Genomic DNA, 23,721 nt, shown 5'->3' on the forward strand with positions numbered 1-23,721 from the left:
ATGAGCGAAGAACTGTTCGCCGCCCTCGATCACCTGGCTGCCACGTCAGCTGTCGTGATCGATCGCCCCCGAGGGTCGGCACACCCGCGGTACCCCGATGCGATCTATCCGCTCGACTACGGCTATCTCGACGGCACGGTCAGCGCGGACGGCGACGGGATCGATCTGTTCCGAGGCTCGGCCGTCGGCAACGGTGTTGTCGCCGTGGCCGTTGTTGCCGACATCGTCAAGAAGGACGTGGAAGTCAAGATCCTTCTCGAATGTACTGCGCCTGAAATCGACACTGCCACACTATTTCTCCGTGACGTTCTAGGTCTCGGTGCCACTGTCTTGCGGCGCGCCGTCAGCTGAGTTCGTCGAATCGCGGAACAAGATGCTCCGCAACCCACTTCGCTTCCTCGATCAGCGGCCAACCTGCCAGGATCAGTGCAGTCAAACCGGTTCGGCTGCGAAGCGTGCGTACCGAGTCCGTGATCGAATCCGGATCGCCGACGTAATACACCGCCGATGACCCGGTGCCGAAGATGTCGAGGGGTGACCACGCCGTGATACCCGCGTACAGCCCGTCACCGACGTACAACTCCTCCGGTTCCGGAAGTCGGCCGGAGGCAATCTTGTCCGCCCAACCCTGCCGCTGAGCGTCGCGGGCGGTGAAGGTCTTGAGGTCTTGCTTCCCCTGAGTACGACGACGCACTGCGTTGTCCAAGACATGAGCGATCTGCTCGACGCCCGTCTTCTCGAACAACGAACGGAACCGGTCGTGCGCCTGCGCCTTGGTGGGGCGAACGATCACACCGGTGAGCGCACCGAAGTCGGTGAACTCGCGCCCGGCTGCCTCCGCCGCCGCCCGTGCGGCAGAGAATTTGTCTTCGATGAACGAAGTCTCGCGCAGCATCGCCAAGTAGGTGTCGAGCACCTTGCCTGAATTCGCCAGGCCTGCAGGCGAATCACCGGTACCCCACAGCGGAACCTGATGCCCAGCGGGCGCATCGATACGCAGTGGTGTGTTGGGAAAGTTCGACTCCGTGCCTTCGGCGTAGATGCGGCGGAAGTCCGCCCAGTACTGCTCCCCCAACTCGTAACGCTCGTCGTGGGGCACGTTCATGTCGTACTTGGTCAGGATGTTCTCGCGTCCGTTGACCGAGTTGATCAACAGTCGGCCGCCGCTGAAGGCGTCGAAAGTCAATGCCTTCTCCGCCAGCAGTCGCGCCGGCGTCATGTTCGCGTAGACGGCGACGAGGAACTTCATGCGCGTGGTGTGCGCTGCCGCCCACGTCGCCGAGATGAACGGATCGTTCGGCCAGGTGGCAACAAGCGCACCTTCGAATCCGCCGTCGTCGATGGTCTTCGCGAGCTCGATCTGCCTGGCCCCGTCCACGGGGAACAGCCCACCGGGGCTCCACGGGTAGTCCCCGTCTGCCTGGGTGAGATACCAGAATGTCTTGATGCCCATCAGTTCTGCACTCCAGCCGGCAGGTCGAACGATTCAATTCGGGCACGCGAACGGATGGTGTCCGCATTCACGCTGCAGAGCGCGTCGAGGTATGCGACCGCGAAAGAACCGGGGCCCGAGGCATTTTCCTCGGCGATCTCCGATGCCACGGCAACATGCGTGTGCGCGGCAACCAATCCGTCCAGCGCGGTCGACGTGACGGCGAGGTAGGCGGCGACAAGACCGCCCAGAGAGCAACCGGTACTGGTCACGCGCGGCAACAGCGCGCTGCCACCGGAGACTCGGATGCCCTGGGTGTCACCGCCCGCATCGCGGCCGACGATGTAGTCGACCGGTCCGGATGCCGACACGGCATCCGCATGCTTCAAGAGTGACAGAGCGGCGGGCACCGCGTCGGCGGAATCGGAGGCACTGTCGACGCCGCGGGTGTCACCGCCGAGTCCGGCCAGAGCGATGATCTCCGATGCGTTCCCGCGGATGGCGCTGGGGTGAAAGCGCAGCAGATCCACAGCGATACCGCTCCGCCAGGGTAGTCCGCCGACACCGACGGGATCCAAAACCCATGGCGTACCGGCAGTTCGGGCCGCTTCTGCTGCTATCAGGAAAGCTTCGGCTGTCCCGTCGTCCGGCGTTCCGAGGTTGACGAGCACTCCCCCGGCGACGGCAGCGAACCCACCCGCTTCGTGGACGTTGTCGATGTGAGCGTTGCTTGCGCCGGCGGCGAGCAGAACATTGGTCAAGAAGTTCGCAGAAACGATGTTGGTCAGCGACTGGACGAGCGGTACCTGATCGCGGAGTGCGTCGATCGCCGACGCGACGGTTTCGACAGAGACAGTGTCAGACATGAGAATTCCTTCAGAACGGGAGGTAATTGAGGACTGCGGCGATTCAGGACCGCGGACATCGAACATCCGCAAGCGCGCCGCCGGGCTCACCGCCGACAACCATCGGCAAAGTCGGATCTGCAGTCCATTCCTCCAACGAACCGTCGTAGACCTTGACGTCCTCATAGCCGCCGCGGATCAGTGCGAGTGCTGTCAGGCACGCCGAAACTCCACCGCCGCAATAGATCACGACAGGTTCAGCGACGGGTGGTAGAACGTCAGCAGATTTCGACCGAACATCGTCCGCCGGAAGCATCCGGGCATCGGCGTCGAGAAGACCCTTCGCAGACAGATTCACACTTGACGGAATATGTCCGCGTCGCGAATATCGCGTCTTCTCCGTCCCCTCGTACTGCTCAGGCGCCAGCGCGCACACCAGCGTTCCGGCTTCTTCTCCTGCGGACAGTGAGGCAACGCGAGGTAGATCGACCCACAGGCCAAGGTCCGTCACACTCCAACGCTTCGACGCCGACGTGTGGGTGACGTCGTCGCCGCTCGCGAGGGCGAAGCCGCATCGAGTCCATTCGGCGAGGCCACCGTCGAGGACCCTTGCTTCGATGCCGGCGTTGCGAAACACCCACCAGAGCCGTGATGCCCAAGTGGTCGAACCCTGGTCGTAGATCACGATTGTCGCACCCGGTTCGATACCACTGGATTGGAGATCGGACATCAACTGCTCCGTTGACGGGCGTGTGAAATGCAGCGCCGCTTCCCTTTCGGAAAAGACGTCCATGAGGTCGACGTGTCGGGAACCCGGGATGTGCGAGGAAACCCAGCCGTCGTACCCGGACTCCGGGCGATAGTCGCCGTCGAATCGCGCGGGAGGAAAATGAACCGTCGCGTCGAGCACAGCGACGCCTCCCTCGCGCAGCATCGCGTCGAGTTCAGCAGCACTCACCAGCGGCGACGCGGTCTCTCCAGCCACTTCGGACCCTCTCCCTCGGAAACGAACAAGCACGAACCTAAATGAGCACTAGCGTATACGCAAGTACTCACTCGTCGCCGATGGCATAATCGAACGCGCTCTACTTGCATGCACAGGAATGAGGACACATGGATCTCGACGCCGATACGAGCACCACCGATCTGCTGGTGCCGGAGGCTGCGCTGGGCCGGTCCGATCAGACCTCGCGGCAGTACCTGCGCCTGCGAGCCGACATCCTGGCCGGCAAGTTCCCCCAGGGCTCTCCGCTGCACGAGACTCAATTGTGCGAATCGTACGGCGCATCGCGTACCCCGATCCGCGAGGCACTCAACTGGCTCGCGCACGACGGTCTACTCGAACGAGCCGCCCGCGGTTTTCGTGTCCGTTCCGGCACACCCGAGGACGTCATCGAAATCTACGCAGCGCGGGTTGCCCTCGAATCGGAAGCCGCCGGCGCCGCCGCACTCCGCCACAGCGATCTCGACCTTGCCCGCCTGGACGGATTGCACGAGTTCTGCTGCACTGCAACAGAAGGCACCGAGGTTCGTGCCGGAAACTTCAAGTTTCACGAGGCCCTCTGGCAGGCCGCCCACAATTCCACGATCACCTCATTGCTGATCCGCCTCACCACCCAATTGCGAATCTACGACAGCGGCCCGCCGTCGAACTACGGCGAACCTGACCTGCTCAATTCGGAGCATCAAGAGATCCTGAACGCCATCCGCGCCCGGGACGAATCGTCCGCACGTGGTCACATGCGCAACCATCTCGAGCGCAGCCGCGACCAACGAATAAGGATGTTCGCCAGCCGCTGACTTCAGACAGCCCCGAGTTCTGCACACTGACGCCTGCGCCGCCGTCGCTCAGACGGGGAGCGTGCCGGTGTCGACGTCGTACACGCTCTCGGCCGGGCTCGACATCACTCGATCCGCCATCTCCTGCTTGAGCTCTGTCAGCCGTGACTCGTCTTCGGCCGTCCGGTCGGACTTACGGGACAGAGTAATGAACTCGTCGACGACGAACCCCTCCCGAACAGTCAGCGTGACGCTCGCGCCGCGATAGGTGATCCGAAATACATACAGCGCGAGCGTATTTCCACGTTCACGCCTGGCCAAGGAACTGTCAACGGTGTACCGCCCTTCGGTCACCGCGCGCGTGACCAACTCGAACGCATCGCGCACTCCTGGTCCGCCGTGTGCGGTGGTGACGACCAGCTCGCGACGCTCGACGGAGCCTTCCCCGCCGAGCACACCGAGAGCGCGCTCGAGAACCTTGTAGGCATGCGCCACGCCGCCCGGGGCCTGCGGACCGTGATAGCGGAGGGCGTCCTCGTACGTGAAGTCGAGCATCGTCCCGTGATCGGTCACGGTGAGCGTGGTGGCCATGATGGGCGTCCTTGCCGGTCAGTGCTGGCGGTCGATCGGATTGATCCGCGAGACGATGAGCGGATCGATCGGAGTGAAAGGGAAGTGCGGCAGCTCCCGCTCCGGAACGCCGAACGAGGCCGAGAGAACGCTGCGCGAGAACGCGGAAGCCGTTGCACGGTAGCCTATGTCGCCCGGTGTCGGCTGGTCGAAGAAGATGAGGAAATTGATGTCCTCGTCGCCTAGAACCTCGATATGATGGGGATAGGCACGCGGAACGAAATACACCTGACCGGGCTCCAGCAGGTAGGTGTCGAGCGAACCGTCCGGATCGAGGACCGTCATCCGCCCGTGACCACGATGCACGTATCCCATTTCGGCAGTGACGGGATGCCAGTGTGGCTCACGCATTCCACTCTCGCGAATAGTCAACGAGTACATCGAAAGATCCTCCAGCGCCGCCCAATACTGCTTTCGCGCCACTTTCGCCTGTCCGTACGGATATGCGAGAGGCGCGATCTGGCCTTCGAGATCGAAGAGATGCGCGTTGGGAAGGCCGGCGGTATCGGGAACGACGGCGGCGCCGTCCCGCCGAACTATCTGGGACGCATCGGCTCTACCGAAGACGTCGAAGGCCGATGCGGCGAGATCGTACGTATTGCCGAGCACCGCGTTCGACATTGCGCTGACGCTACTCTGCAACGAAAAGTGCTGCGGCAGAGAAGTACGCAGGGCGGCGATGATCTCCGCCTCCTCCTCTCCGACATTCTCGATGTGATAAATCGCGCCGGATTCGACGTGATACATCTGCCCCGCTCGCACCACGAAACTGGCGAACTCGTCAGCATTGCCCAACATCGAGACGAGCACGGTTCCGCTGGTGACGTAGGCGATCTGGTTCGCGTTGACGTTCCATTGTGGTTCACGGATCGCGCCGGGACCGAGAACAATTCGTTTGATCGACAGACCGGACAGGATCGGCAACGAACTCGTGTCGAGCTGCGAGATCGACCCGAGTTCGTTCTCGAAGACACTGGGGCCATTGCGTAGTGAGGCAACGTGTGTAGACATGGCAATTTTATCCTTCCCACTCTGGTCCTTTCGACTCCGCTCCCTTCCGCCTCGCTGACGTCAGTCCTCGATGAACGCGAGAATGTCCTGGTCCAGTGTCTTCTGATATGAGCCGTAGATACCGTGAGGTGCGCCCGGATACACCTTCAGCGTGCCCTTCTTCACCAGCTTGATCGCCTTCTCGGCCGCTGCGCCGATCGGCACGATCTGATCGTCGTCGCCCTGAGCGATGAGGAACGGAACGTCGATGGCTTCGAGATCGGAGGTCTGGTCCGTCTCCGAGAATGCCTTGACGCAGTCGTAGGCCGCGGCGAGGTTGACCAACATACCTTGCCGCCAGAAGTCGTCCTTCGCCCCTTGCGAGACGTCGGCACCTTCGCGGTTCGCGCCGTAAAAGCTCTCGCTGAGATCCTTGTAGAACTGCGATCGGTCTCGCAGAACTCCCTCACGGATGCCGTCGAAGACCTCGATCGGTGTGCCTTCGGGGTTGCCGTCCGACTTGACCATGATCGGCGGTACGGCGCCGGCGGTGATCACCTTGGCCACGCGCCCTTTGCCGTGCTGCGCCGCGTACCGGACCACTTCCCCGCCGCCGGTCGAATGGCCAACCAGGACCAGGTCTTTCAGGTCGAGTGTGTCGATCAGCTCAGCCAGGTCCTTGGCATATGTATCCATGTCGTTGCCGGTGTACGTCTTCGACGAGCGACCGTGTCCTCGACGATCGTGCGCGATAGTCCGGTACCCGGCGTCGGCGAACAACTTCATCTCGACCTGCCACGCGTCAGAACTCAGCGGCCACCCGTGGCTGAGGACGATCGGCCGGCCGACGCCGTGCTCGGTGTAGTAGATCTCGGTTCCGTCTGAGGTGGTGATGTAGGGCATGCTCTGCTCTTCTCTGTCGAGTCGTGGACTGAGATCCGGACACGGTGCCCGGTTTCCTCACTCTGCGAGTGCCCACTACGGGGGCAGTCGACTCATCGATCGACAGAAATGTGCGTGGGGGCAGAAGACTCCGGCCCGACACCACGAAGCGTCGTGCCGGGCCGGAGCCTTCAGTCAAAGGGAAACGATCAGTAATCGTCCTCCGTGTAGACGATCATCCCGCGCAGATTCTTTCCTTCGAGCATGTCGGCGTACCCCTCGTTGATCTCCTCGAGCTTGTAAGTCTTGGTCACCAACTCGTCGAGTTTGAGTGCGCCGCTTCGGTAGTGATCGAGCAACTTGGGAATCTGGGACCGTGGCCCTACCCCGCCGAAGATGGCTCCCTGCAAACGCTTCTGCAGAAGGGTCAGCTCGAAGAGGCTGAGCGTCACCTGCGAATCTGCGTAATGCCCCATTCCGACGACCACGACCTGGCCACCCTTGCCCGTCGCGCTGAGCGCGGGCTGAATGATGTCGCCGTGAATCTCGCCCACGGTGATCACGGTGACGTCGGCCATCTTGCCCCAGGTGATCTCGCCGATCACCGGTAGCGCTTCCTCGAGGGAGGCAAAAGTGTGTGTGGCGCCGAATTCCTTTGCCTTGTCGCGCTTGAACTCGACGGGATCGATCGCGATCACAAATCGTGCTCCGGCGGACGCCGCACCCTGCACCGAGTTGATTCCGACGCCGCCGACGCCGACGACCACCACCGTGTCGCCGACCTTGGCTCCACCGATCGCGGTGGCCGATCCCCAACCGGTGGCAACACCGCAGCCGAGCAAGGCCGCCTTGTCGAGCGGGATGTCCTTCTCGATCTTGATCACCGACGCCTCGTTGACGGTCACGTACGGCGAAAATGTTCCGAGCAGGCACATCTGGATGACCGGCTCGTCGTCGAGGGTGACGCGGTACGTCTTGTCGGAGATCGCCTGCCCGGTCAACAGGCCGGCTCCCTCGTCGCAGATGTTCTGCAGACCCTTCGCGCAAGACGGACAACGTCCGCACGCCGGGATGAAGGCGAGAACCACGTGGTCGCCTTCTTCGACGCTCGCGACACCCGGTCCGACCTTCGTCACCACTCCGGCGCCTTCGTGCCCGCCCAGGGCCGGGTAGAAGGGCAGCGGGCTGGCGCCCGTACGCAAATGTTCGTCCGAATGGCACAGCCCCGATGCGGCGAGTCGGACCTGCACCTCACCCGAGACCGGGTCCCCCAGCTCGACCTCTTCGATCTCCCACGCCTGACCTGGCGCCTTGACTACCGCTGCCTTGACCTTCACCTGCACTCCTCGAAATTCTTCGTGATGCACGGACGACGAAAGAACGCGCCGGCATTTGTGTCGCCGATCACACTCCATGTACGAGTGTGCCTGAAGTAGCCCGAGAATACCGTCGGTCCGTGTGCCTTTTTGGTAGTGGGCACTACCAAAAAGGCGCACGGCTAACATGGACACAGTGGCCAAGGGAACTCGCAAGACCAGAACTCGCAGCAGTACTCCCGAGCGAGGCGAGTCCGGTCCCGTCGCCGGCACTTTTCCGATCGATACCGGGACGTGCGAACTAGTCCGCGATCAGTACTCCGACGACAGCTGGATCATCCAGATCAACGGAGTGCCCAGTTCCCACGTGAACGTCGCGGATCCCACGGTGCTCGATTTCGAGTACATGCGGTGGATCGCTCATCTGGTCGATTCCGAACGTGACAAGGCCGAGCGCCTGCGGGTGCTTCATCTCGGCGGTGGCGCCTGCTCCATGGCCAGATACTTCGCCGCCACGTACCCTGACGCGCGTCAGGTGGTGGTCGAAATCGACGGTGCTCTGGCGGAACTCGTACGCGATTGGTTCGACCTCCCGCGCGCGCCTCTTCTGCGCATCCGCGTCGGAGAAGCCCGCGCCGTCACCGAAACTCTCACCGAGTCCACCCGGGACATCGTGATTCGAGATGTCTTCGCCGGCAGCACAACTCCGACACCACTGACGACGGCGCAATTCACCACCCACGTACGACGCGTGCTCGCACCGGGCGGCATCTACATCGTCAACTGCGGCGACACCCCGGATCTCCAGGGCGCGCGCAGCGAGGCCGCAACCATCGGCGCACAGTTCGAACGCATGGCGATCATCGCCGATCCCGCGATGCTCAAGGGCCGCCGCTACGGCAACATGATCATCGCGGGCAGCGACGTACCGATCGGCGGGCAACCCGCGCTCGCGCGCGAGCTACTCGGCGGCGGAGTTCCCGCCCACGTGTGGCAGGACGCCGAAGTCCGCAAGTTCGCCGCGAATGCGCCGGTTCGCCAAGACTGAGCAAAAACGCTACTCCCCGCCGAAGACCCTCTCCACCACTGCTTTTGCCCGACGCGTGATGCGCAGGTAATTGTCGAGGAATTCCCCTGCGTCGTCGCCGTATCCAGCGACCTGCGCCACCGCCGCGAGAACACGGCCCGGGCCGGGAAGCTGATCGGTCGGCTTCCCCCGCACCAGAACGAGGCAGTTGCGTGCCTTCGTCGCGGTGATCCAGGCGTCACGCAGCAGTTCGACGTCACCTTCGCTGAGCAGTTCCGCGGCGCCGATGGCGTCGAGAGTCTCCAGCGTCGACGTGTTGTGCAGCGACTCGATCTTGTCGGCGTGGCGCAGCTGCAGCAATTGCACAGTCCACTCGATGTCGGCCAAGCCGCCGCGACCCAGTTTGGTGTGCGTCGCCGGATCGGCTCCGCGAGGAAGCCTTTCGGAATCGACTCGCGCCTTGATGCGCCGGATCTCGCGCACCGCCGCGTCACTGACGCCGCCTTCGGGGTAGCGGGTCTTGTCGATCATGTGCAGGAACCGCAGTCCCAATTCAGGATCACCGGCCACCGGGTGCGCACGAAGGAGTGCTTGAATCTCCCACGCCTGAGCCCACTTCGCGTAGTACGCGTCGTAAGACTCCAGGGTTCGTACCATCGGTCCGTTGCGACCTTCCGGGCGCAGTCCGGTGTCGACCTCGAGCGGTGGATCTGTACTCGGTGCCCCGAGAAGCTTGCGCACCTTGTCGGCAATGCTGTTGGCCCACTTGACCGCAACGGTCTCGTCGACGCCCTCGCGGGGTTCGCACACGAACAGAACGTCCGCATCGGATCCGTAGCCGAGTTCGCCGCCGCCGAGTCGGCCCATGCCGATGACGGAGAAACTGGCCGGCGCCTCGGTCCCGAGTTCGGTGACGCTGGCCTTGATCACCGCGGAGAGCGATGCATTGAGCACCGCGGCCCACACCGAGGACAGCGCCTTGCAGACTGCAGGAACATCGAGCATGCCGAGGATGTCGGCCGACGCGATTCGCGCAAGTTCGTGTCGCCGCAGCGAGCGGGCCGCAGCAACAGCACGATTGGGATCACTGTGTCGGCCGGAGGCGGTGAGGATTCCGCGAGCGACGTCCTCGGGCTTCGGCTCGACCAGGCGCGGTCCACTCGGCGAATCCGCGAACAAGCGAATCACGTCGGGAGCCTTGATGAGCAGGTCGGGTAGGTACGCCGACGAGCCCAGCACGGTCATCAGACGCTCGGCCACCGCAGCCTCGTCGCGGAGCAGGCGCAGGAACCACGTCTGGTCGACGAGCGCGTCCGAGAGCCTGCGGTAAGCGAGCAGACCGGCATCGGGATCCGGTGTGTCCGCGAGTGATTCGAGCAGAGTCGGCAACAGGAGCGCTTGAATGCGACCCTTGCGTGAAGCGCCACTCGTCAGTGCAGTCAGATGCCCGAGAGCATGCTCGGGTGCCGTGTAACCGAGAGCGGCCAACTGGCGAACCGCGGCTTCTGGCCCCAGGACCAGTGCTTCCTTGTCCATCCGCGCCACCGATTCGAGAAGCGGGCGGTAGAACAACTTGGCGTGCAGGCGGCGAATCCGATGCGAATTCCGCTTGATCTCGGCGCGCAGGACTCCCAGGGAATCCAGACGACCGTCGGGTCGCATGTGCGCGGCGCGGGCCAGCCAACGCAGCGCTTCCTCGTCGTCCGGCGGCGGCAGGGTGTGTGTGCGCTTGAGCTTCTGTAACTGCAGACGGTGCTCGAGCAGACGCAGGAATTCGTACGACGCAGTCAGGTTGGCGGCGTCGTCGCGGCCGACGTATCCACCCGCCGCCAATGCAGTCAGTGCATCGACGGTGCTCTGGACATGCAACGAACTGTCAGCGCGCCCGTGCACCAATTGCAGGAGTTGGACGGCGAATTCGACGTCGCGCAAACTTCCGCGGCCGAGTTTGAGTTCGCGCTCACGCAGTTCGGGGGGAACCATTTCCTCGACGCGTCGACGCATGGCCTGGACTTCGGGGACGAAGTCCTCGCGCTCGGAGGCGATCCACACCATCGGGCTCATCGCCTCGGAGTACTGGCGACCGAGCTCCATGTCGCCGGTCATCGGACGAGCCTTGAGCAGTGCCTGGAACTCCCAGGTCTTGGCCCAGCGCTTGTAGTACGTGATGTGGGATTCGAGGGAGCGAACCAATTCTCCGCGCTTGCCTTCGGGCCGCAGCGCAGCATCGACCTCGAAGAATGCGGAGGTACCGATACGCATCATCTCACCGGCAACGCGACTGGCCGTCGCATCGGCCGGTTCGGCGACGAACACCACGTCGACGTCGGAGACGTAGTTCAGCTCGCGCGCACCACATTTGCCCATGGCGATCACGGCGAGCCGGATCGGACAGCTGCCCTCGGGACACACCGTTGCGATGGCCACCGCAAGTGCAGCGGTCAGCGCGGCGTCGGCCAGATCGGAAAGCTGGTGCCCCACAGTCTGATACGGAACTACGGGTTCGTTCTCGACGGTCGCCGCAAGATCAGCCGCAGCCAGCAGCATCAACTGGTCCTTGTAGCTCTTACGCAGAGCAACAACAGCTTCCGGCCCGGTTACCGTGGCGCGGTAGGTCAATGAACCTTCGGTGGCACCCTCGTCGACAGTTGCACCCACGACCTCGAGCAACGCTGCAGTCGCCTCGTCCTTGGTCGGCAGAGCGGTGCCGTCGAGCAGTTTCCAGCCGATCGGATCCGCGGCCAGGTGGTCGCCGAAGGCCGACGACGCACCCACCAGTGCGAACAAACGGCCGCGCAGGCTCTTGTCCTTGCGCAGGACCTGATCGAGTTCGCGCCACCCGTCGCCGAGCCCGTCCTTGATCCGCACAAGGGTGCGCAGAGCGAGGTCGGCGTTCGCGGCACGCGACAGCGACCACAAGAGTTCGATGCTCTCGGCGTCGACCCAACCGAGCTGACGCAACTCGTCGGCAGCGGTGGGCTCGACCAGCCCGAGTCGACCCGGTCCTGGAACTGCTGATCTCGCAGCGGGCGGTTTCACCGTCACAGACCGAGGTAGGTCTTGAGCTCGAACGGCGTCACGTGGCTGCGGTATTCCTCCCACTCACGACGCTTGTTGCGCAGGAAGAAATCGAAGACGTGCTCGCCGAGTGCTTCGGCCACGAGCTCCGACTTCTCCATCTCGCGCAGAGCGCTGTCCAAGTTGCTCGGCAGTTCCTTGTAACCCATGGCGCGGCGCTCGGCGGAGGTCAACGACCACACGTCGTCTTCTGCCTCGGGCGGCAAGGTGTAGCCCTTCTCGATGCCGCGAAGACCGGCAGCAAGCAGGACCGCGAAAGTCAGGTACGGGTTGCAGGCCGAGTCTGGGCTACGGATCTCGACGCGGCGCGAGGACGCCTTGTTGGGCGTGTACATCGGGACGCGAATGAGAGCCGATCGGTTGGACGGGCCCCACGACGCAGCAGTGGGTGCCTCTCCCCCGTGGACGAGTCGCTTGTACGAGTTGACCCACTGGTTCGTGACCGCACTGATCTCGTTGGCGTGCTCGAGGATGCCGGCGATGAACGCCTTGCCGGTCTCGGAGAGCTGCATCGGATCGTCCGGATTGTGGAAGGCGTTGGTGTCGCCCTCGAACAGGCTCATGTGGGTGTGCATCGCGGAGCCGGCCTGATCGCTGAACGGCTTGGGCATGAAGCTCGCCCGGACGCCTTCACCGATCGCGACCTCCTTGACGACGTACCGAAACGTCATCACGTTGTCGGCCATCGAGAGTGCGTCGGCGTAGCGCAGATCGATCTCCTGCTGACCCGGCGCGGCCTCGTGGTGGCTGAACTCGACCGAGATGCCCATCGACTCGAGTGCGTCGATGGCGTGGCGGCGGAAATTCGGAGCCGAATCGTGCACGGCCTGGTCGAAGTATCCGCCCGAGTCGGCCGGGATCGGTGGAGTGCCGTCGATCGGGCCGTTCTCCAGAAGGAAGAACTCGATTTCCGGGTGGACGTAGCAGCTGAAGCCCAAGTCGCTGGCCTTGCTCAGCTGGCGACGCAGTACGTGGCGCGGATCGGCCCACGACGGCGAACCGTCGGGCATCGTGATGTCGCAGAACATGCGAGCGGAATGCTGCGCACCGTCCTTGTGCGCCCACGGCAGGATCTGGAATGTCGAGGCGTCGGGCCGAGCGACGGTGTCGGCTTCGGAGACTCGTGAGAATCCCTCGATGGCGGAACCGTCGAATCCGATTCCCTCCTCGAAGGCGCCTTCGAGTTCGGCGGGGGCGATCGCCACCGATTTGAGGTACCCGAGAACATCGGTGAACCACAAGCGGACAAACCGAATGTCGCGCTCTTCCAGGGTACGAAGCACGAATTCTTTTTGGCGATCCATGCACGCGAGACTAAGCAAGCCACGTTAAATCTGTGTTACATCAGTGGTCCCGGTTAACAGAGTGATTGGTCACCATCGAATAGGCGCAGCGTACGGCGCCGCGCCGGCTAACATGTCAGACCCTCTTCCGGAGCCTTCAAGTAAACGAAGTAGTCGACGACGGCATCGTCGACGCAGGAGTTTCCGTCCAGAACCACCGTGTGTTGGGTTCCGTCGAACGTGATCAGAGCAGCGCCCAACTGCTTCGCGAGATCCACTCCCGCCTGATACGGGGTCGCCGGATCCTGCGTCGTGGACACGACGACCAGCTGCGGCAGACCGGCGTCAGCGAGTGCCTGGGGGTCGAGCGCGTGAGGGCTGCCGGTAGCCGGAACGGGCCAGAACGCGCACAGGTCGAGCGGCGCTTGACCCGTCCCGCGGCCGTCGTCGAGGAACGGCGCCGCCTCGCGGTACCGAGTGTCGGATTCGCCGGCCTCGGCGCGGTCGGTGGTTGCCGGATCGTCCACGCAGCGAATGGCGTTGAACGCGTCGTTGATGTTGGAGTAGCTGCCGTCATCCTCACGGCCTTCGTACATGTCGGCGAGATTGAGCAGCGAGTCGCCGCGTCCGTCGGCCAGACTCGACAGACCCCCACGCAGCGGCGTCCACAACTGTGGCGAGTACAGAGCTTGCTGCACGCCCGTGATCGCGTCGGAATAACTCAGCCCGCGCGGATCGGTGGTCTGTGCCGGCTTCTCGATCAACGGATCGACGAGTGCCTGAAAGCGTGCCTGCGCCTGCGCCGGATCATCACCCAGCGGGCAATCCGTTCGCGAGACACAGTCGGCGACAAAGGCGTCGAACGCGCCTTGGAAGCCCTGCCCCTGCAAGACCACTTCGTCGACCGGATCCTGCTCGGGGTCGAGCGCGCCGTCGAGGACCATCGCTCGGACGTTCTGCGGAAAGGTTTCCGCGTACGTGGATCCGAGCCGGGTCCCGTACGAGAACCCGAGGTAGTTCATCTTCGGATCGCCGAGAACGCCCCGAATGACGTCCATATCTCGCACCACCTCGTAGGTACCGACATGAGCGAGGAACTCCGTACCGGTCCGCTCAGCGCACTTGGCGGCGTAGTCCTTGCTGTCCGCCTCGGCGAGAGCGATGCCCTCCGGCGTCATGTCGACGTTGACCTCCGCACGCTCCGCGTCGGTCTCCTCCGGCGTCAAACACCGAACCTGCGGGGTCGACGCCCCGATCCCCCGCGGATCGAAGCCGATCATGTCGAAACGTTCCTGCAATTCGGTGCCCGAACCCGAGGTCGCCATCGACAGCCCGGACCCACCCGGCCCGCCGGGGTTCAGCAACAGTGAGCCGATGCGGTCGCCGGTTGCCTTCGAACGCGAGATCACCACCTTCGCGGTGTCGCCGTTCGGATTCGCGTAGTCGACGGGAACGCTCACCTCGGCGCAGTCGATCCCACGCCCCAGCGGCGCAGTTCCTTCTTCGACAAATTGGTCGCACGAACCCCAGTCGAGCGTCTGCTCGTAGAATTTCTCGAGGCCGGACGGCACCGCGGACGCGGCAGAACCAGCAGGTTCCACTGATTCGGGCGTGCCTTCCGAACTGGTGCAACCGACAACCAACACGAGCACTGCTGCGCTTCCGGCGAGGGCACCGGAGAGGCGAACGAACTTCGACATGCCATCGATGGTGCCAGGAAACCGCGATAGCCAGCGGTTCGCCTCGTCTCGGCACCTACCTGATACGCGCGCGGTGATGTGACCCATTGCACCCCGTCAACTATTCGTGTCGGCGATGTCCGGTGGCAGACTGAACACGTCATCACCCACACCCGGGGACCCGAAGGCGATCAACGCTCAGGGCCTCGAGGCCAGAAAGGGACAACGATGTCCGAAACACCTCTCTACGGTTCTGTACCCAGTGCAGTTTCTGTACCCACTGCAAGCTCTACCGATGCACCGAAGCGTAAGACGCGCATTCACCACCTCGCCGAGATGAAGCAGAACGGCGAACGCTGGTCGATGCTCACCGCTTACGACTACTCCACGGCACGCATCTTCGAAGACGCAGGCATCCCGGTGCTGCTCGTCGGCGACTCTGCCGCCAACGTCGTCTACGGCTACGACACCACCGTGCCGATCACCGTCGACGAACTGCTCCCGCTCGTGCGTGGCGTGGTTCGCGGCGCGCCGCACGCACTCGTCGTCGCCGACCTCCCCTTCGGCACCTACGAGGGTTCCGCCGAGCAGGCCCTTGCGACTGCGACACGGTTCATGAAGGAAGGCCTCGCGCACGCCGTCAAACTCGAGGGCGGTGAGCGGATGAGTAAGCAGATCGCGGCTATCACCTCGGCCGGCATCCCCGTCATGGCTCACGTCGGATTCACCCCGCAGAGCGTGAACTCGCTCGGCGGATTCCGCGTCCAGGGTCGTGGCGACGCGGCCGAGCAACTTGTGGCGGACGCCATTGCAGTCCAGGAAGCCGGGGCGTTCTCCGTCGTCATGGAAATGGTTCCGGCCGAGATTGCGGGCCAGGTCAGCCGCAAACTCACCATCCCCACCGTCGGCATCGGGGCCGGTTCCGAATGCGACGCTCAGGTACTCGTCTGGCAGGACATGGCGGGTTACACGAGTGGTAAGACAGCCAAGTTCGTCAAGCGTTTCGGTAACGTCGGTGACGAACTGCGTTCCGCAGCCGCAGCCTATGCATCAGAAGTTCGCACTGGCGCTTTCCCGGCCGCAGAACACAGTTTCTGATCCGAGACCGGCGAACGCCGCCTGTCTCTCAACCAGCCAGGGGTGCGTTCAATGATCGGTAACCGTCGAAGTTCTACTGCCGCAGCTGTAGTCGGCGCGGCAGCTCTCGTCACGGTGCTGAGCGGATGCGCGGGAGGGTCCACCAACTCTCCCGCGCCCAGCAGCACTACGCCCGCGAGTTCCACCACGACGGCGCCGGCAACAACCGCGTCCGGTTCGACGTTCACCGACGCTCAAGTCCAGCAGTTGTGCTCGGATATGGAAGGGCAGCTGCAGAACTGGCGGACCGTCACCCCGACGCTCGGCAAGGGCGGACTGAACACGATCGTCATCACGTGGGCGACGCAGAACGGCATCAACCTGCTCGATCTCGCTCAGAACCGCGAAAGCATCGACGCGGCAACCTCAGCCGCGTGCCCCGACGTCCGGAGCGGCGCGATTTCCGCACTCGAGATCCCCGATCTCGCCTCCGGCCTGGTGGGCTTCTGATGACCGACACTTCCGCGCAGCCGTCGACTCTCCGGAGTCTGTATCCCCCGATCGAGCCTTTCGTCACCGGCTTCCTCGATGTCGGTGACGGCCAGAGCATGTACTGGGAAGTCAGCGGAAATCCGGACGGCAAGCCGGTGGTGTTCCTGCACGGTGGCCCCGGCGGTGGTGCGCAACCGGCGGTACGCCAGTTCTTCGATCCGGCCGCATACCGCATCGTTCTACTCGACCAGCGCGGCTGCGGGCGGTCCACCCCTCACGTTGCCGACGGCGCCGACCTGTCGGTGAACACGACGGACAAGCTGCTGGCCGACATCGAAGCCCTGCGCGGACATCTTTCGATCGACAAGTGGATGGTTTTCGGCGGGTCCTGGGGTTCCACGCTGTCCATCGCCTACGCCGAAACGTTTCCTACGCGCGTCACTGAGCTGGTCCTGCGCGGGATCTTCCTCCTGCGTCGTAGCGAGATCGACTGGTACTACAATGGCGGCGCGGGAAACATCTTCCCGGAGCGCTGGGACAAATTCCTCGAACCGGTACCCGAGGCGCAGCGCGGCGAAGACCTCGTCGCGGTCTATCACCAACTGCTCCATTCCGAAGACCCCGACGTCGCAGCCCGGGCAGCGATCGCCTGGTCGGCCTGGGAAGGATCGACGAGCTACCTGTACCCACAGGCGGACAAGATCGAACAGAACTCCGAGACCCGATTCGCCTTGGCTTTCGCCCGTATCGAGAACCACTACTTCGTCAACGGCGGATTCTTCGACGAGGGTCAGCTCCTACGCAAAAGCTCCGCACTGCACGGCATTCCGGGGACGATCGTCCAGGGCCGCTACGACGTCGTCTGCCCCGCCACCAGCGCGTGGGCGCTGCACAAGGCGTGGCCCGAATCCAAGCTCGTGATCGTCGACGACGCCGGACACTCCGCGATGGAGCCCGGCATCGCACATCACTTGGTGGAAGCCACCGATTCTTACCGGTAGCTCGCTACGCCGGGAACGTGAACTCCACCGTCCGTTTGACGGTGTCGACGGCGGTGAGTCGCACCTTTGCGCGCTCACCGTCGTCGGGCGTTCCGACGCATTTCGCAATCACGACGACCGACGGGACAAACACTTCCGCCGAGCGCTTTCCGTCCTTGGCGCGCATCACCACTGCGTCGAAGACCTCGCCGACCCGGCCGTCGAGCAGCGTGGACTCGGTCAGATCGATGCACGCACGGTCGACCTTGTTCGCCAGCGAGTCGGACCCACTCATGATGTCGGGCAGCTCGGGAAGTGCAGTGCGCGCCCATTCCGGTACCGGCGTACCAGCTGTGATCGCCAGACACACCTCGGTGCTGAAACGATCGGACAGCCGGCGCAGCGGAGCAGTCACGTGAGCGTAGGGCGCTCCGATCCCCGCATGCACCGTCAACTCCGGTAGTCGGCCGTCGAAGGCCGCGTAGTCTGCCCCGCGCAGCAACGACGGCGCAACCGACATCAGCGCCATAGTCGACGGCTCGTTGGAATCGAGTCCGGCAAGAATCTGCCCGACGCTTTGCCCCTCCGGCCACGTGATACCCAGCGCCACTGCAGTTCTCCGCAAGGTCCGAACCGCGGACTCCTCGGCCGGTGGCAGCGTGCGAAGCAACCCGATACCTGCGTCGATCATCATGCGGCCGGCACACATCCCGGTCAGCAGCGACACTTCTGCGTTCCAGTCGTCCGCTTCGGTGCGTGGCTCCAGTTCGATCCGCCAGCGAGCCGAGGACTCGTCCTCCGGCTGATCCCGAACCACTGACTGCTCGGGCAGTTTCAGCTCGATGGCACCCCTGGCAACCGCCGAGACACTGCGCAATCGTCCGAACTCCGGTAGTGCGGCGATGGACGGATGCAAGGTTCCCGCGTCGGCATCGCGCTGCACGGTCGAATAGTCCAGACGTGCCACCGATTTCACCAGAGCGCGTCTCACCTGCCACGACGTCGGCTCGGCCTGCGCGTCGAGTTCGATCCGCCACAGCGCGGCGGGACGAACCACGTCCGGCAGCAGACTCGCCGATCCCTCCGACAACGCTCGGGGATGCAGCGGGACGGAACCGTCCGGGAGATAGAAGGTTTGGCCCCGCTTGCGGGTTTCGATGTCGAGAGCGCCACCCGGCGTCACCACCGCCGCGACGTCGGCGATCGCGTAGTGCACGACGTACCCGGTCGAGATCTTCTCGATGTGCACTGCCTGGTCGAGGTCCATCGATCCGGGAGGGTCGATGGTCACGAAGGCGATACCCGTTTCGTCGACACGCCCGGCACCGAAACGATCCACGGCATTCTCGGCCTCGGCCTGCGCCGCAGCCGAGAATGCTCCTGGCAAGTCGAACTCCGCCCGAACCACTCCGAAGTCGATTCCCTGCACCATCATTCGACTTGCGGGCACGCATCCTCCATGATCGGTTCGGGCCGGTGTAGCAGCAGTACCGGTCCCAGTTGTTCGAGTCCCGACTGTTCCAAGGCTCAGTTATTCCAAGGCTCAGTTGTTCCAGTCTTCGTCTGCCCGATCGGCGGCTTTGTTGCGTTCGGCAGCGATCTTCAATGCATGCTCGGCAGAGTCCCGATCAGGGTACGGCCCCATCCTCGTCAGCGAGGACGCACCCTTTCCCTGCGTGACGGAACCGTCGGACACGTCGAAGTACCAGAGTCGATCTTCATCAGTCATATCCACAGTGTGACATCAGAGTGAGATAGAAGCTTGTAGATCGCTGTGAGACTGATATTCTTTCTACTTGGCCTGGCAGGTGAGAACCGGACATTCGAACGGTGAGTTCTGCTTGAATGCCCAACACAAGCTACGAACAGAAAATGGAGTGCGCATGTCCGCAATTCTTTACGATTACCTCCTCCCGCTCATGGGCCATGACGCGGCAACGTACTGGGCTACGCTGCTGGTCATCAAGCCTGTCTGACAGCTTTTCGAACAAAGAAGACCCCCACCGATCCGGTGGGGGTCTTCTTTTTCTCACTGTGCAGATCGCGGGCGGACGAGTCGGCGTGTAAGCCGGATCCTGTCCTGCGGCACCGAAGTGCCGAGTGGCGACCATCCATCTGGGCACACCGTCGCCGGGTGCCTCGAGCGGTTCACCCGCAGGCTCGGGCGAGCAGCCCTCGAACACCTGCGCAGCCGCACCGCGAGCGATGCGACCTTCAACCTTGCTCCGGGCGGGGTTTACCTAGCCACCCCGGTCACCCGAGGTGCTGGTGCGCTCTTACCGCACCGTTTCACCCTTACCTGCCTCGAAAGGCAGGCGGTCTGTTTTCTGTGGCACTGTCCCGCGAGTTGCCTCGGGTTGCCGTTAACAACCGCCCTGCTCTGTGGAGTCCGGACTTTCCTCGGCCCCAGGCCTGTGCGCGATACGCGCTGGTTCCAGAAGCCGCGGCCGCCCGGCCAACTCGTCCGCCCCCGTATGCTACCGGGCGCCTGTCGGTGGCCGGCACTATGGTCACCGTATGACTCGGTACGTGGCCCTGCTACGCGGTATCAACGTGGGCGGCATCAACATCAAGATGGCGGACCTGGCGAGAGTCTTCGGTGACCTCGGATTCCAAGGGGTGAAAACCGTGTTGGCCTCAGGCAACGTTCTGTTCGACAGTCCGAGCACCGACATCCCGACGCTGAAGAAACAGATCGAATCCGCCCTTGCCCGCGAGTTCGGCTACGAGGCTTGGGTGTTCGTCCTCGACCTTCCGACACTGCAGGCGATCGTGGACAACTACCCGTTCGAGCGCGAACGCGAGGGTTGGCATGCTTATGCGATGGTTGCCTCCGAGCCGGAAATCCTGGAGGAATTGAGCACTGCAGCAGCGCAACTCGATGCCTCGGTCGAGCGTGTGGCGGCAGGCGACGGAGTCCTGTACTGGGAGGTCGAGAAGGGGCAGACCGTCAAGAGCGCGTTCGGCAGGAACACCGGAAAACCGAAGTTCAAGGCGTTCACCACAACCCGAAACCTGAACACGCTCTACAAACTGCTCAAATGACGCTCGCCCCGACACGGAGCACCATCGCGTGACTCTTCTACCGATCCTGCTCGTCGCCCTCGTCCTCGTCTTCGCGATAGTGCGTCCACGCGGGCTTCCCGAGATCGTCATCGCCGGGCCGGCAGCTGTCGTCGTTCTCCTGACCGGCGTCGTAACTCTCGACGAAGCCCGCGACGAACTGGCGAGCATGGCACCCACCGTCGTCTTCCTGGTTGCCGTGCTGGTTCTCGCTCATGCCGCCGATGCTCTCGGCGTCTTTCGCTGGGTCAGCCAGATCCTGCAGCAAAAATCCCTCGCCGATCCACACCGGTTGCTGATCTATGTGTTCGGCGCCGCCGCCCTGACCACGGCGGTCCTGAGCCTCGACGCCACCGTCGTGCTGCTGACACCCGCGGTGATCGCGGCCGCACGATCCATCGGAGCAAGTCCCCGGCCGCATTCCTATGCCAGTGCGCACCTGTCGAATTCGGCGTCGACCCTGCTGCCGGTGTCCAATCTGACCAACCTCATCGCGTTTGCTGCAACAGGTTTGACGTTCTTGCACTTCACCGCGTTGATGGCGTTGCCGTGGGTTGTGACGATCGCTGTCGAGTACCTGATTTTTCGACTGTTCTTCCGTTCGGAACTCGCGCGGGGCGACAGCGCCGAACCGCCGGTGGCAGCCAGATCTGCGCCTGCGCCGATTCTGCCGCTGACGGTGATCGGAATGACGCTGCTCGGTTTCGCGGTTTCGGGTTTCTTCGGGATCGAGCCCGCCTGGATCGCGGTGGTGGGTGCGAGTGTCCTGGGAGCGATCGCTCTGGCTCGGCACCGTACGACCGCCGCCAAGATGCTCTACGCTGCCGACCTCTGGTTCTGCGCGTTCGTCCTGGTTCTCGGAATCATCGTCGCCGGAGTCGCGAACGGGCCGGTGGGCGAATGGATTGCGCAGATCCTGCCAGGCGACACCAGCTACGGCTCACTGCTCTTTGTCGCCGCGGTAGCGGCGGTTGCGTCCAATCTCGTCAACAACCTGCCGGCAACCTTGCTGATGATCGCAGCGCTCGGAACGGCGGCACCTCCAGCGCTGGTGCTTGCGATGTTGATCGGCGTCAACCTCGGCCCCAACCTCACCTACGTGGGCTCACTGGCAACGATGCTCTGGCGACGAGTCGCCACCAGCGCGGGCGCACCGCCCACGCTGGCGACATTCACTCTGCTCGGGGTCATCACGACGCCACTGACATTGCTCGCCGCCGTGAGTGCCCTGTGGTTGGTGATCTGATCAGAGGCTGATCAGCCGTCGGGGCTCTTTCAGCGAAGGTGTGACGTGTCGTTGACCAACCGGACCGAGGCTCCCCCGTCGGGATAGAACTCGGTGATACTCAGCGACGCCAGATCCAGATGCAACCGGTACAGCAACGACGGCCCGGCATCGAGGGCCAGCTGCACCAAAGTCTTGATCGGGGTGACGTGAGAGACGACCAACAGCGTCGCGCCGCCGTAGGTCGAGATCAGGTCGTCACGCGCGGCGACGACTCGTTCGCGTACCTCGTCGAAACTCTCGCCGCCCGGTGGACGCACCGAAGTGTCCGAGAGCCATTCGCGATGCAGGTCCGGGTCACGCTCGGCTGCCTCGCGGAACGTGAGTCCGTCCCAGTCGCCGAAATCGGTTTCGATCAAACCCTTGTGCTCGACGACGGGTAAGCCGAGCACGCGGGCCGATGCCTCTGCCGTCTCACGGGTTCTGCCGAGGGGTGAGCAGACGATGGCGTCGATACCGCCTCGGTTCCCGAAGCGTCCGGCTGCGCCGGCAGCCTGCGCGCGGCCCAGTTCCGTGAGCTCCGGATTCCCACGTCCGGAGTACCGGCGATCGACCGACATCGCTGTCTGTCCGTGACGTAGCAACAACATTCGTGTCGGCTTGCCGGTGGTGGCGATCCATCCCGGAGAGCCGGCGATCTGCGGCTCCGACGTCTCTTCGGACGGCGCGGCGGGTGCGGGGGCTGCGGTTTCGATGCCGGCAGCCGCGTCCATCGCCTCGTTGGCAAGACGATCGGCATGAGAGTTCTCGCCGCGAGGAATCCACGTGTAGGTCACTCGCGAGAACTGCGTCGCCAGCTCGGCAGCGCGCCGCTGCAGCGGAATCATGTCCGGGTGCTTGACCTTCCAGCGCCCGGACATCTGCTCGACGACCAACTTGGAATCCATGCGGACGTCGACCGTCGACGCGCCGAGTTCACCGGCAGCGGTCAACCCGGCGATCAGTCCGCGGTACTCGGCGACGTTGTTGGTCGCGATACCGATGCTTTCCTTGCGTTCGGCCAACACCGAGCGCGAGGCGTCGAACACCACCGCTCCGTAGCCGGCCGGACCGGGATTGCCCCGCGATCCACCGTCGGCCTCGACGATGACCTGCGAGAGAGTCACAGACCGGACTCCTTGGTACGCACCATGATTGCATTGCACTCTGGGCAACGAACTACGACGTCGGCCGGCGACGCGGCGATTCGGGAGATCTCGCCGCGGTCGATCTCGATCCGGCAAGCGCCGCATCGGCGTGCCTGCAGAAGCGCCGCGCCCGGTCCGCCCAGGCTGCGCTGCTTCTCGTAGACAGCAAGGAAATCGGCGGGGAATTCACCGACGAGTCGTTCACGATCGGCGGCGCAACGCTCCTGCGCCTTGTCCAGATCAGCGACGGCATCGTCGCGGCGACGCTTGGCGTCGATCAGCTCTTCTTCGGCCTGGGACAGCTGGGCACCGGCGTGATCGTGATCGGCCTGCAACGCCTCACGCTGCTCCATCACTTCGAGCAACTCGTCTTCGAGGAGCCCCTGACGCCGGACCAGGCTGCCGAGTTCGTGTTCGAGTTCGGTGAGCTGCTTCGCCCCGACCGACCCGCTCTGCAAGAGTGTGCGGTCACGATCCTCGCGCTGACGAACCGCGTCGACCTCGCCTTCGAGCTTGCGAATGTCGCGATCGATGTCGTCGATCTGGATTTCGACGGCTACGGACGCGTCTTTACGGCTGATTCGCTCGGCCTCGAGACGTTCGACTTCCTGCTGCTCGGGAAGCGCTCCGCGTCGGTGGGTGATCCGAGTGAGCTCAGCATCCACCCCGGCGAGGTCGAGAAGCTTGGATTGCACCTGTGGTTCGACGTTCACGCTGTATAACTCCTGCTGTAAGTCCGATGTCGGCAGTGCTCGC

The 23,721-nt window shown here is 63.6% G+C and carries 22 protein-coding genes and 1 other RNA gene; 8 read left to right on the forward strand and 15 right to left on the reverse strand.

What is annotated here, in order from left to right; translation table 11 throughout:
- A complete protein-coding gene (locus ACN50D_RS29675) occupies positions 1–351 on the forward strand; it encodes an inorganic pyrophosphatase (protein ID WP_125051378.1) in 351 nt (116 codons plus the stop codon).
- Here ACN50D_RS29675 and ACN50D_RS29680 read toward each other — a convergent pair.
- Genes ACN50D_RS29680 through ACN50D_RS29690 form a run of 3 tightly spaced genes read right to left on the reverse strand, consistent with a single transcriptional unit; the run spans position 344 to position 3,262 of the window.
- Positions 344–1,453, reverse strand: a complete 1,110-nt coding sequence (locus tag ACN50D_RS29680) for an LLM class flavin-dependent oxidoreductase (protein ID WP_007735443.1) — start codon at positions 1,451–1,453, stop codon at positions 344–346. The two genes, ACN50D_RS29675 and ACN50D_RS29680, sit on opposite strands and share 8 nt — an antisense overlap.
- Positions 1,453–2,298 carry a hydroxyethylthiazole kinase gene (gene thiM, locus ACN50D_RS29685; protein WP_125051380.1) on the reverse strand — a complete coding sequence of 282 codons (846 nt, stop codon included), beginning with the start codon at positions 2,296–2,298 and terminating at the stop codon, positions 1,453–1,455. Before thiM ends, ACN50D_RS29680 begins: the two co-directional genes overlap by 1 nt.
- 43 nt (positions 2,299–2,341) lie before the next feature.
- On the reverse strand, positions 2,342–3,262 hold the full coding sequence (locus tag ACN50D_RS29690; RefSeq protein WP_073512201.1) for a sulfurtransferase: 921 nt from the start codon (positions 3,260–3,262) through the stop codon (positions 2,342–2,344).
- Between the two features lie 128 nt (positions 3,263–3,390).
- On the opposite strand from ACN50D_RS29690, the gene ACN50D_RS29695 reads away from it, so the two are divergent.
- The gene (locus ACN50D_RS29695; protein WP_003941581.1) at positions 3,391–4,077 is read left to right on the forward strand and encodes a GntR family transcriptional regulator; all 687 of its coding nucleotides are present in this window, start codon (positions 3,391–3,393) and stop codon (positions 4,075–4,077) included.
- 48 nt (positions 4,078–4,125) lie between these two features.
- Here the strand turns inward: ACN50D_RS29695 and ACN50D_RS29700 are convergent, their stop codons facing one another.
- The 4 genes from ACN50D_RS29700 to ACN50D_RS29715 all read right to left on the reverse strand — a co-directional run bounded on the left by ACN50D_RS29700 (position 4,126) and on the right by ACN50D_RS29715 (position 7,895).
- Positions 4,126–4,647 carry a hypothetical protein gene (locus tag ACN50D_RS29700; protein ID WP_042445775.1) on the reverse strand — a complete coding sequence of 174 codons (522 nt, stop codon included), beginning with the start codon at positions 4,645–4,647 and terminating at the stop codon, positions 4,126–4,128.
- Between the two features lie 18 nt (positions 4,648–4,665).
- Positions 4,666–5,697, reverse strand: a complete 1,032-nt coding sequence (locus ACN50D_RS29705; protein ID WP_007735448.1) for a cupin domain-containing protein — start codon at positions 5,695–5,697, stop codon at positions 4,666–4,668.
- 60 nt (positions 5,698–5,757) lie between these two features.
- Positions 5,758–6,579: an alpha/beta fold hydrolase gene (locus tag ACN50D_RS29710; protein ID WP_003941629.1), complete on the reverse strand. Its 822-nt coding sequence runs from the start codon at positions 6,577–6,579 to the stop codon at positions 5,758–5,760.
- Positions 6,580–6,767: 188 nt separating this feature from the next.
- The gene (locus tag ACN50D_RS29715; protein WP_003941634.1) at positions 6,768–7,895 is read right to left on the reverse strand and encodes an NDMA-dependent alcohol dehydrogenase; all 1,128 of its coding nucleotides are present in this window, start codon (positions 7,893–7,895) and stop codon (positions 6,768–6,770) included.
- A gap of 166 nt (positions 7,896–8,061) precedes the next feature.
- On the opposite strand from ACN50D_RS29715, the gene ACN50D_RS29720 reads away from it, so the two are divergent.
- Positions 8,062–8,922, forward strand: a complete 861-nt coding sequence (locus tag ACN50D_RS29720; RefSeq protein WP_065352609.1) for a spermidine synthase — start codon at positions 8,062–8,064, stop codon at positions 8,920–8,922.
- Between the two features lie 9 nt (positions 8,923–8,931).
- Here the strand turns inward: ACN50D_RS29720 and ACN50D_RS29725 are convergent, their stop codons facing one another.
- The 3 genes from ACN50D_RS29725 to ACN50D_RS29735 all read right to left on the reverse strand — a co-directional run bounded on the left by ACN50D_RS29725 (position 8,932) and on the right by ACN50D_RS29735 (position 14,962).
- Positions 8,932–11,946: a bifunctional [glutamine synthetase] adenylyltransferase/[glutamine synthetase]-adenylyl-L-tyrosine phosphorylase gene (locus ACN50D_RS29725; protein WP_030537556.1), complete on the reverse strand. Its 3,015-nt coding sequence runs from the start codon at positions 11,944–11,946 to the stop codon at positions 8,932–8,934.
- Positions 11,943–13,283, reverse strand: a complete 1,341-nt coding sequence (locus ACN50D_RS29730; RefSeq protein ID WP_003941637.1) for a glutamine synthetase family protein — start codon at positions 13,281–13,283, stop codon at positions 11,943–11,945. The genes ACN50D_RS29725 and ACN50D_RS29730 overlap by 4 nt, the downstream gene beginning before the upstream one ends.
- Before the next feature lie 107 nt (positions 13,284–13,390).
- The gene (locus ACN50D_RS29735; protein WP_007735453.1) at positions 13,391–14,962 is read right to left on the reverse strand and encodes an alpha/beta hydrolase; all 1,572 of its coding nucleotides are present in this window, start codon (positions 14,960–14,962) and stop codon (positions 13,391–13,393) included.
- Between the two features lie 207 nt (positions 14,963–15,169).
- On the opposite strand from ACN50D_RS29735, the gene panB reads away from it, so the two are divergent.
- The 3 genes from panB to pip are packed head-to-tail and all read left to right on the forward strand — an operon-like array spanning position 15,170 to position 17,511.
- Positions 15,170–16,039, forward strand: a complete 870-nt coding sequence (gene panB / locus ACN50D_RS29740; RefSeq protein ID WP_007735454.1) for a 3-methyl-2-oxobutanoate hydroxymethyltransferase — start codon at positions 15,170–15,172, stop codon at positions 16,037–16,039.
- A 51-nt stretch (positions 16,040–16,090) separates the two neighbouring features.
- Complete coding sequence (locus ACN50D_RS29745; protein ID WP_007735455.1) at positions 16,091–16,528, forward strand: hypothetical protein; 438 nt, start codon at positions 16,091–16,093, stop codon at positions 16,526–16,528.
- Complete coding sequence (pip, locus tag ACN50D_RS29750; RefSeq protein WP_209908935.1) at positions 16,528–17,511, forward strand: prolyl aminopeptidase; 984 nt, start codon at positions 16,528–16,530, stop codon at positions 17,509–17,511. Before ACN50D_RS29745 ends, pip begins: the two co-directional genes overlap by 1 nt.
- A gap of 4 nt (positions 17,512–17,515) precedes the next feature.
- Here the strand turns inward: pip and ACN50D_RS29755 are convergent, their stop codons facing one another.
- From ACN50D_RS29755 to rnpB, 3 genes are all read right to left on the reverse strand, one after another.
- Positions 17,516–18,925, reverse strand: coding sequence for an RNB domain-containing ribonuclease (locus ACN50D_RS29755; RefSeq protein WP_211921336.1), 1,410 nt, complete (start codon positions 18,923–18,925; stop codon positions 17,516–17,518).
- A gap of 108 nt (positions 18,926–19,033) precedes the next feature.
- Positions 19,034–19,219, reverse strand: a complete 186-nt coding sequence (locus ACN50D_RS29760) for a hypothetical protein (protein ID WP_007735457.1) — start codon at positions 19,217–19,219, stop codon at positions 19,034–19,036.
- A 319-nt stretch (positions 19,220–19,538) separates the two neighbouring features.
- Positions 19,539–19,953: RNase P RNA component class A (rnpB, locus tag ACN50D_RS29765), an RNA gene on the reverse strand.
- Positions 19,954–20,007: 54 nt separating this feature from the next.
- On the opposite strand from rnpB, the gene ACN50D_RS29770 reads away from it, so the two are divergent.
- Together ACN50D_RS29770 and ACN50D_RS29775 are read left to right on the forward strand one after the other, a co-directional pair.
- On the forward strand, positions 20,008–20,535 hold the full coding sequence (locus ACN50D_RS29770) for a DUF1697 domain-containing protein (RefSeq protein ID WP_007735458.1): 528 nt from the start codon (positions 20,008–20,010) through the stop codon (positions 20,533–20,535).
- 28 nt (positions 20,536–20,563) lie between these two features.
- On the forward strand, positions 20,564–21,799 hold the full coding sequence (locus tag ACN50D_RS29775) for an SLC13 family permease (RefSeq protein ID WP_007735459.1): 1,236 nt from the start codon (positions 20,564–20,566) through the stop codon (positions 21,797–21,799).
- 29 nt (positions 21,800–21,828) lie between these two features.
- Here ACN50D_RS29775 and ACN50D_RS29780 read toward each other — a convergent pair whose 3' ends face one another.
- Both ACN50D_RS29780 and ACN50D_RS29785 read right to left on the reverse strand, forming a co-directional pair.
- Positions 21,829–22,944 carry a bifunctional RNase H/acid phosphatase gene (locus ACN50D_RS29780; protein ID WP_007735460.1) on the reverse strand — a complete coding sequence of 372 codons (1,116 nt, stop codon included), beginning with the start codon at positions 22,942–22,944 and terminating at the stop codon, positions 21,829–21,831.
- Positions 22,941–23,678, reverse strand: coding sequence for a zinc ribbon domain-containing protein (locus ACN50D_RS29785; protein WP_007735462.1), 738 nt, complete (start codon positions 23,676–23,678; stop codon positions 22,941–22,943). The genes ACN50D_RS29780 and ACN50D_RS29785 overlap by 4 nt, the downstream gene beginning before the upstream one ends.
- Between the last annotated feature and the right edge of the window lie 43 nt (positions 23,679–23,721).

Origin of the sequence: Rhodococcus sp. SB1D, assembly GCF_048573875.1 — a bacterium.
Classification (GTDB): domain Bacteria; phylum Actinomycetota; class Actinomycetes; order Mycobacteriales; family Mycobacteriaceae; genus Rhodococcus_F; species Rhodococcus_F qingshengii.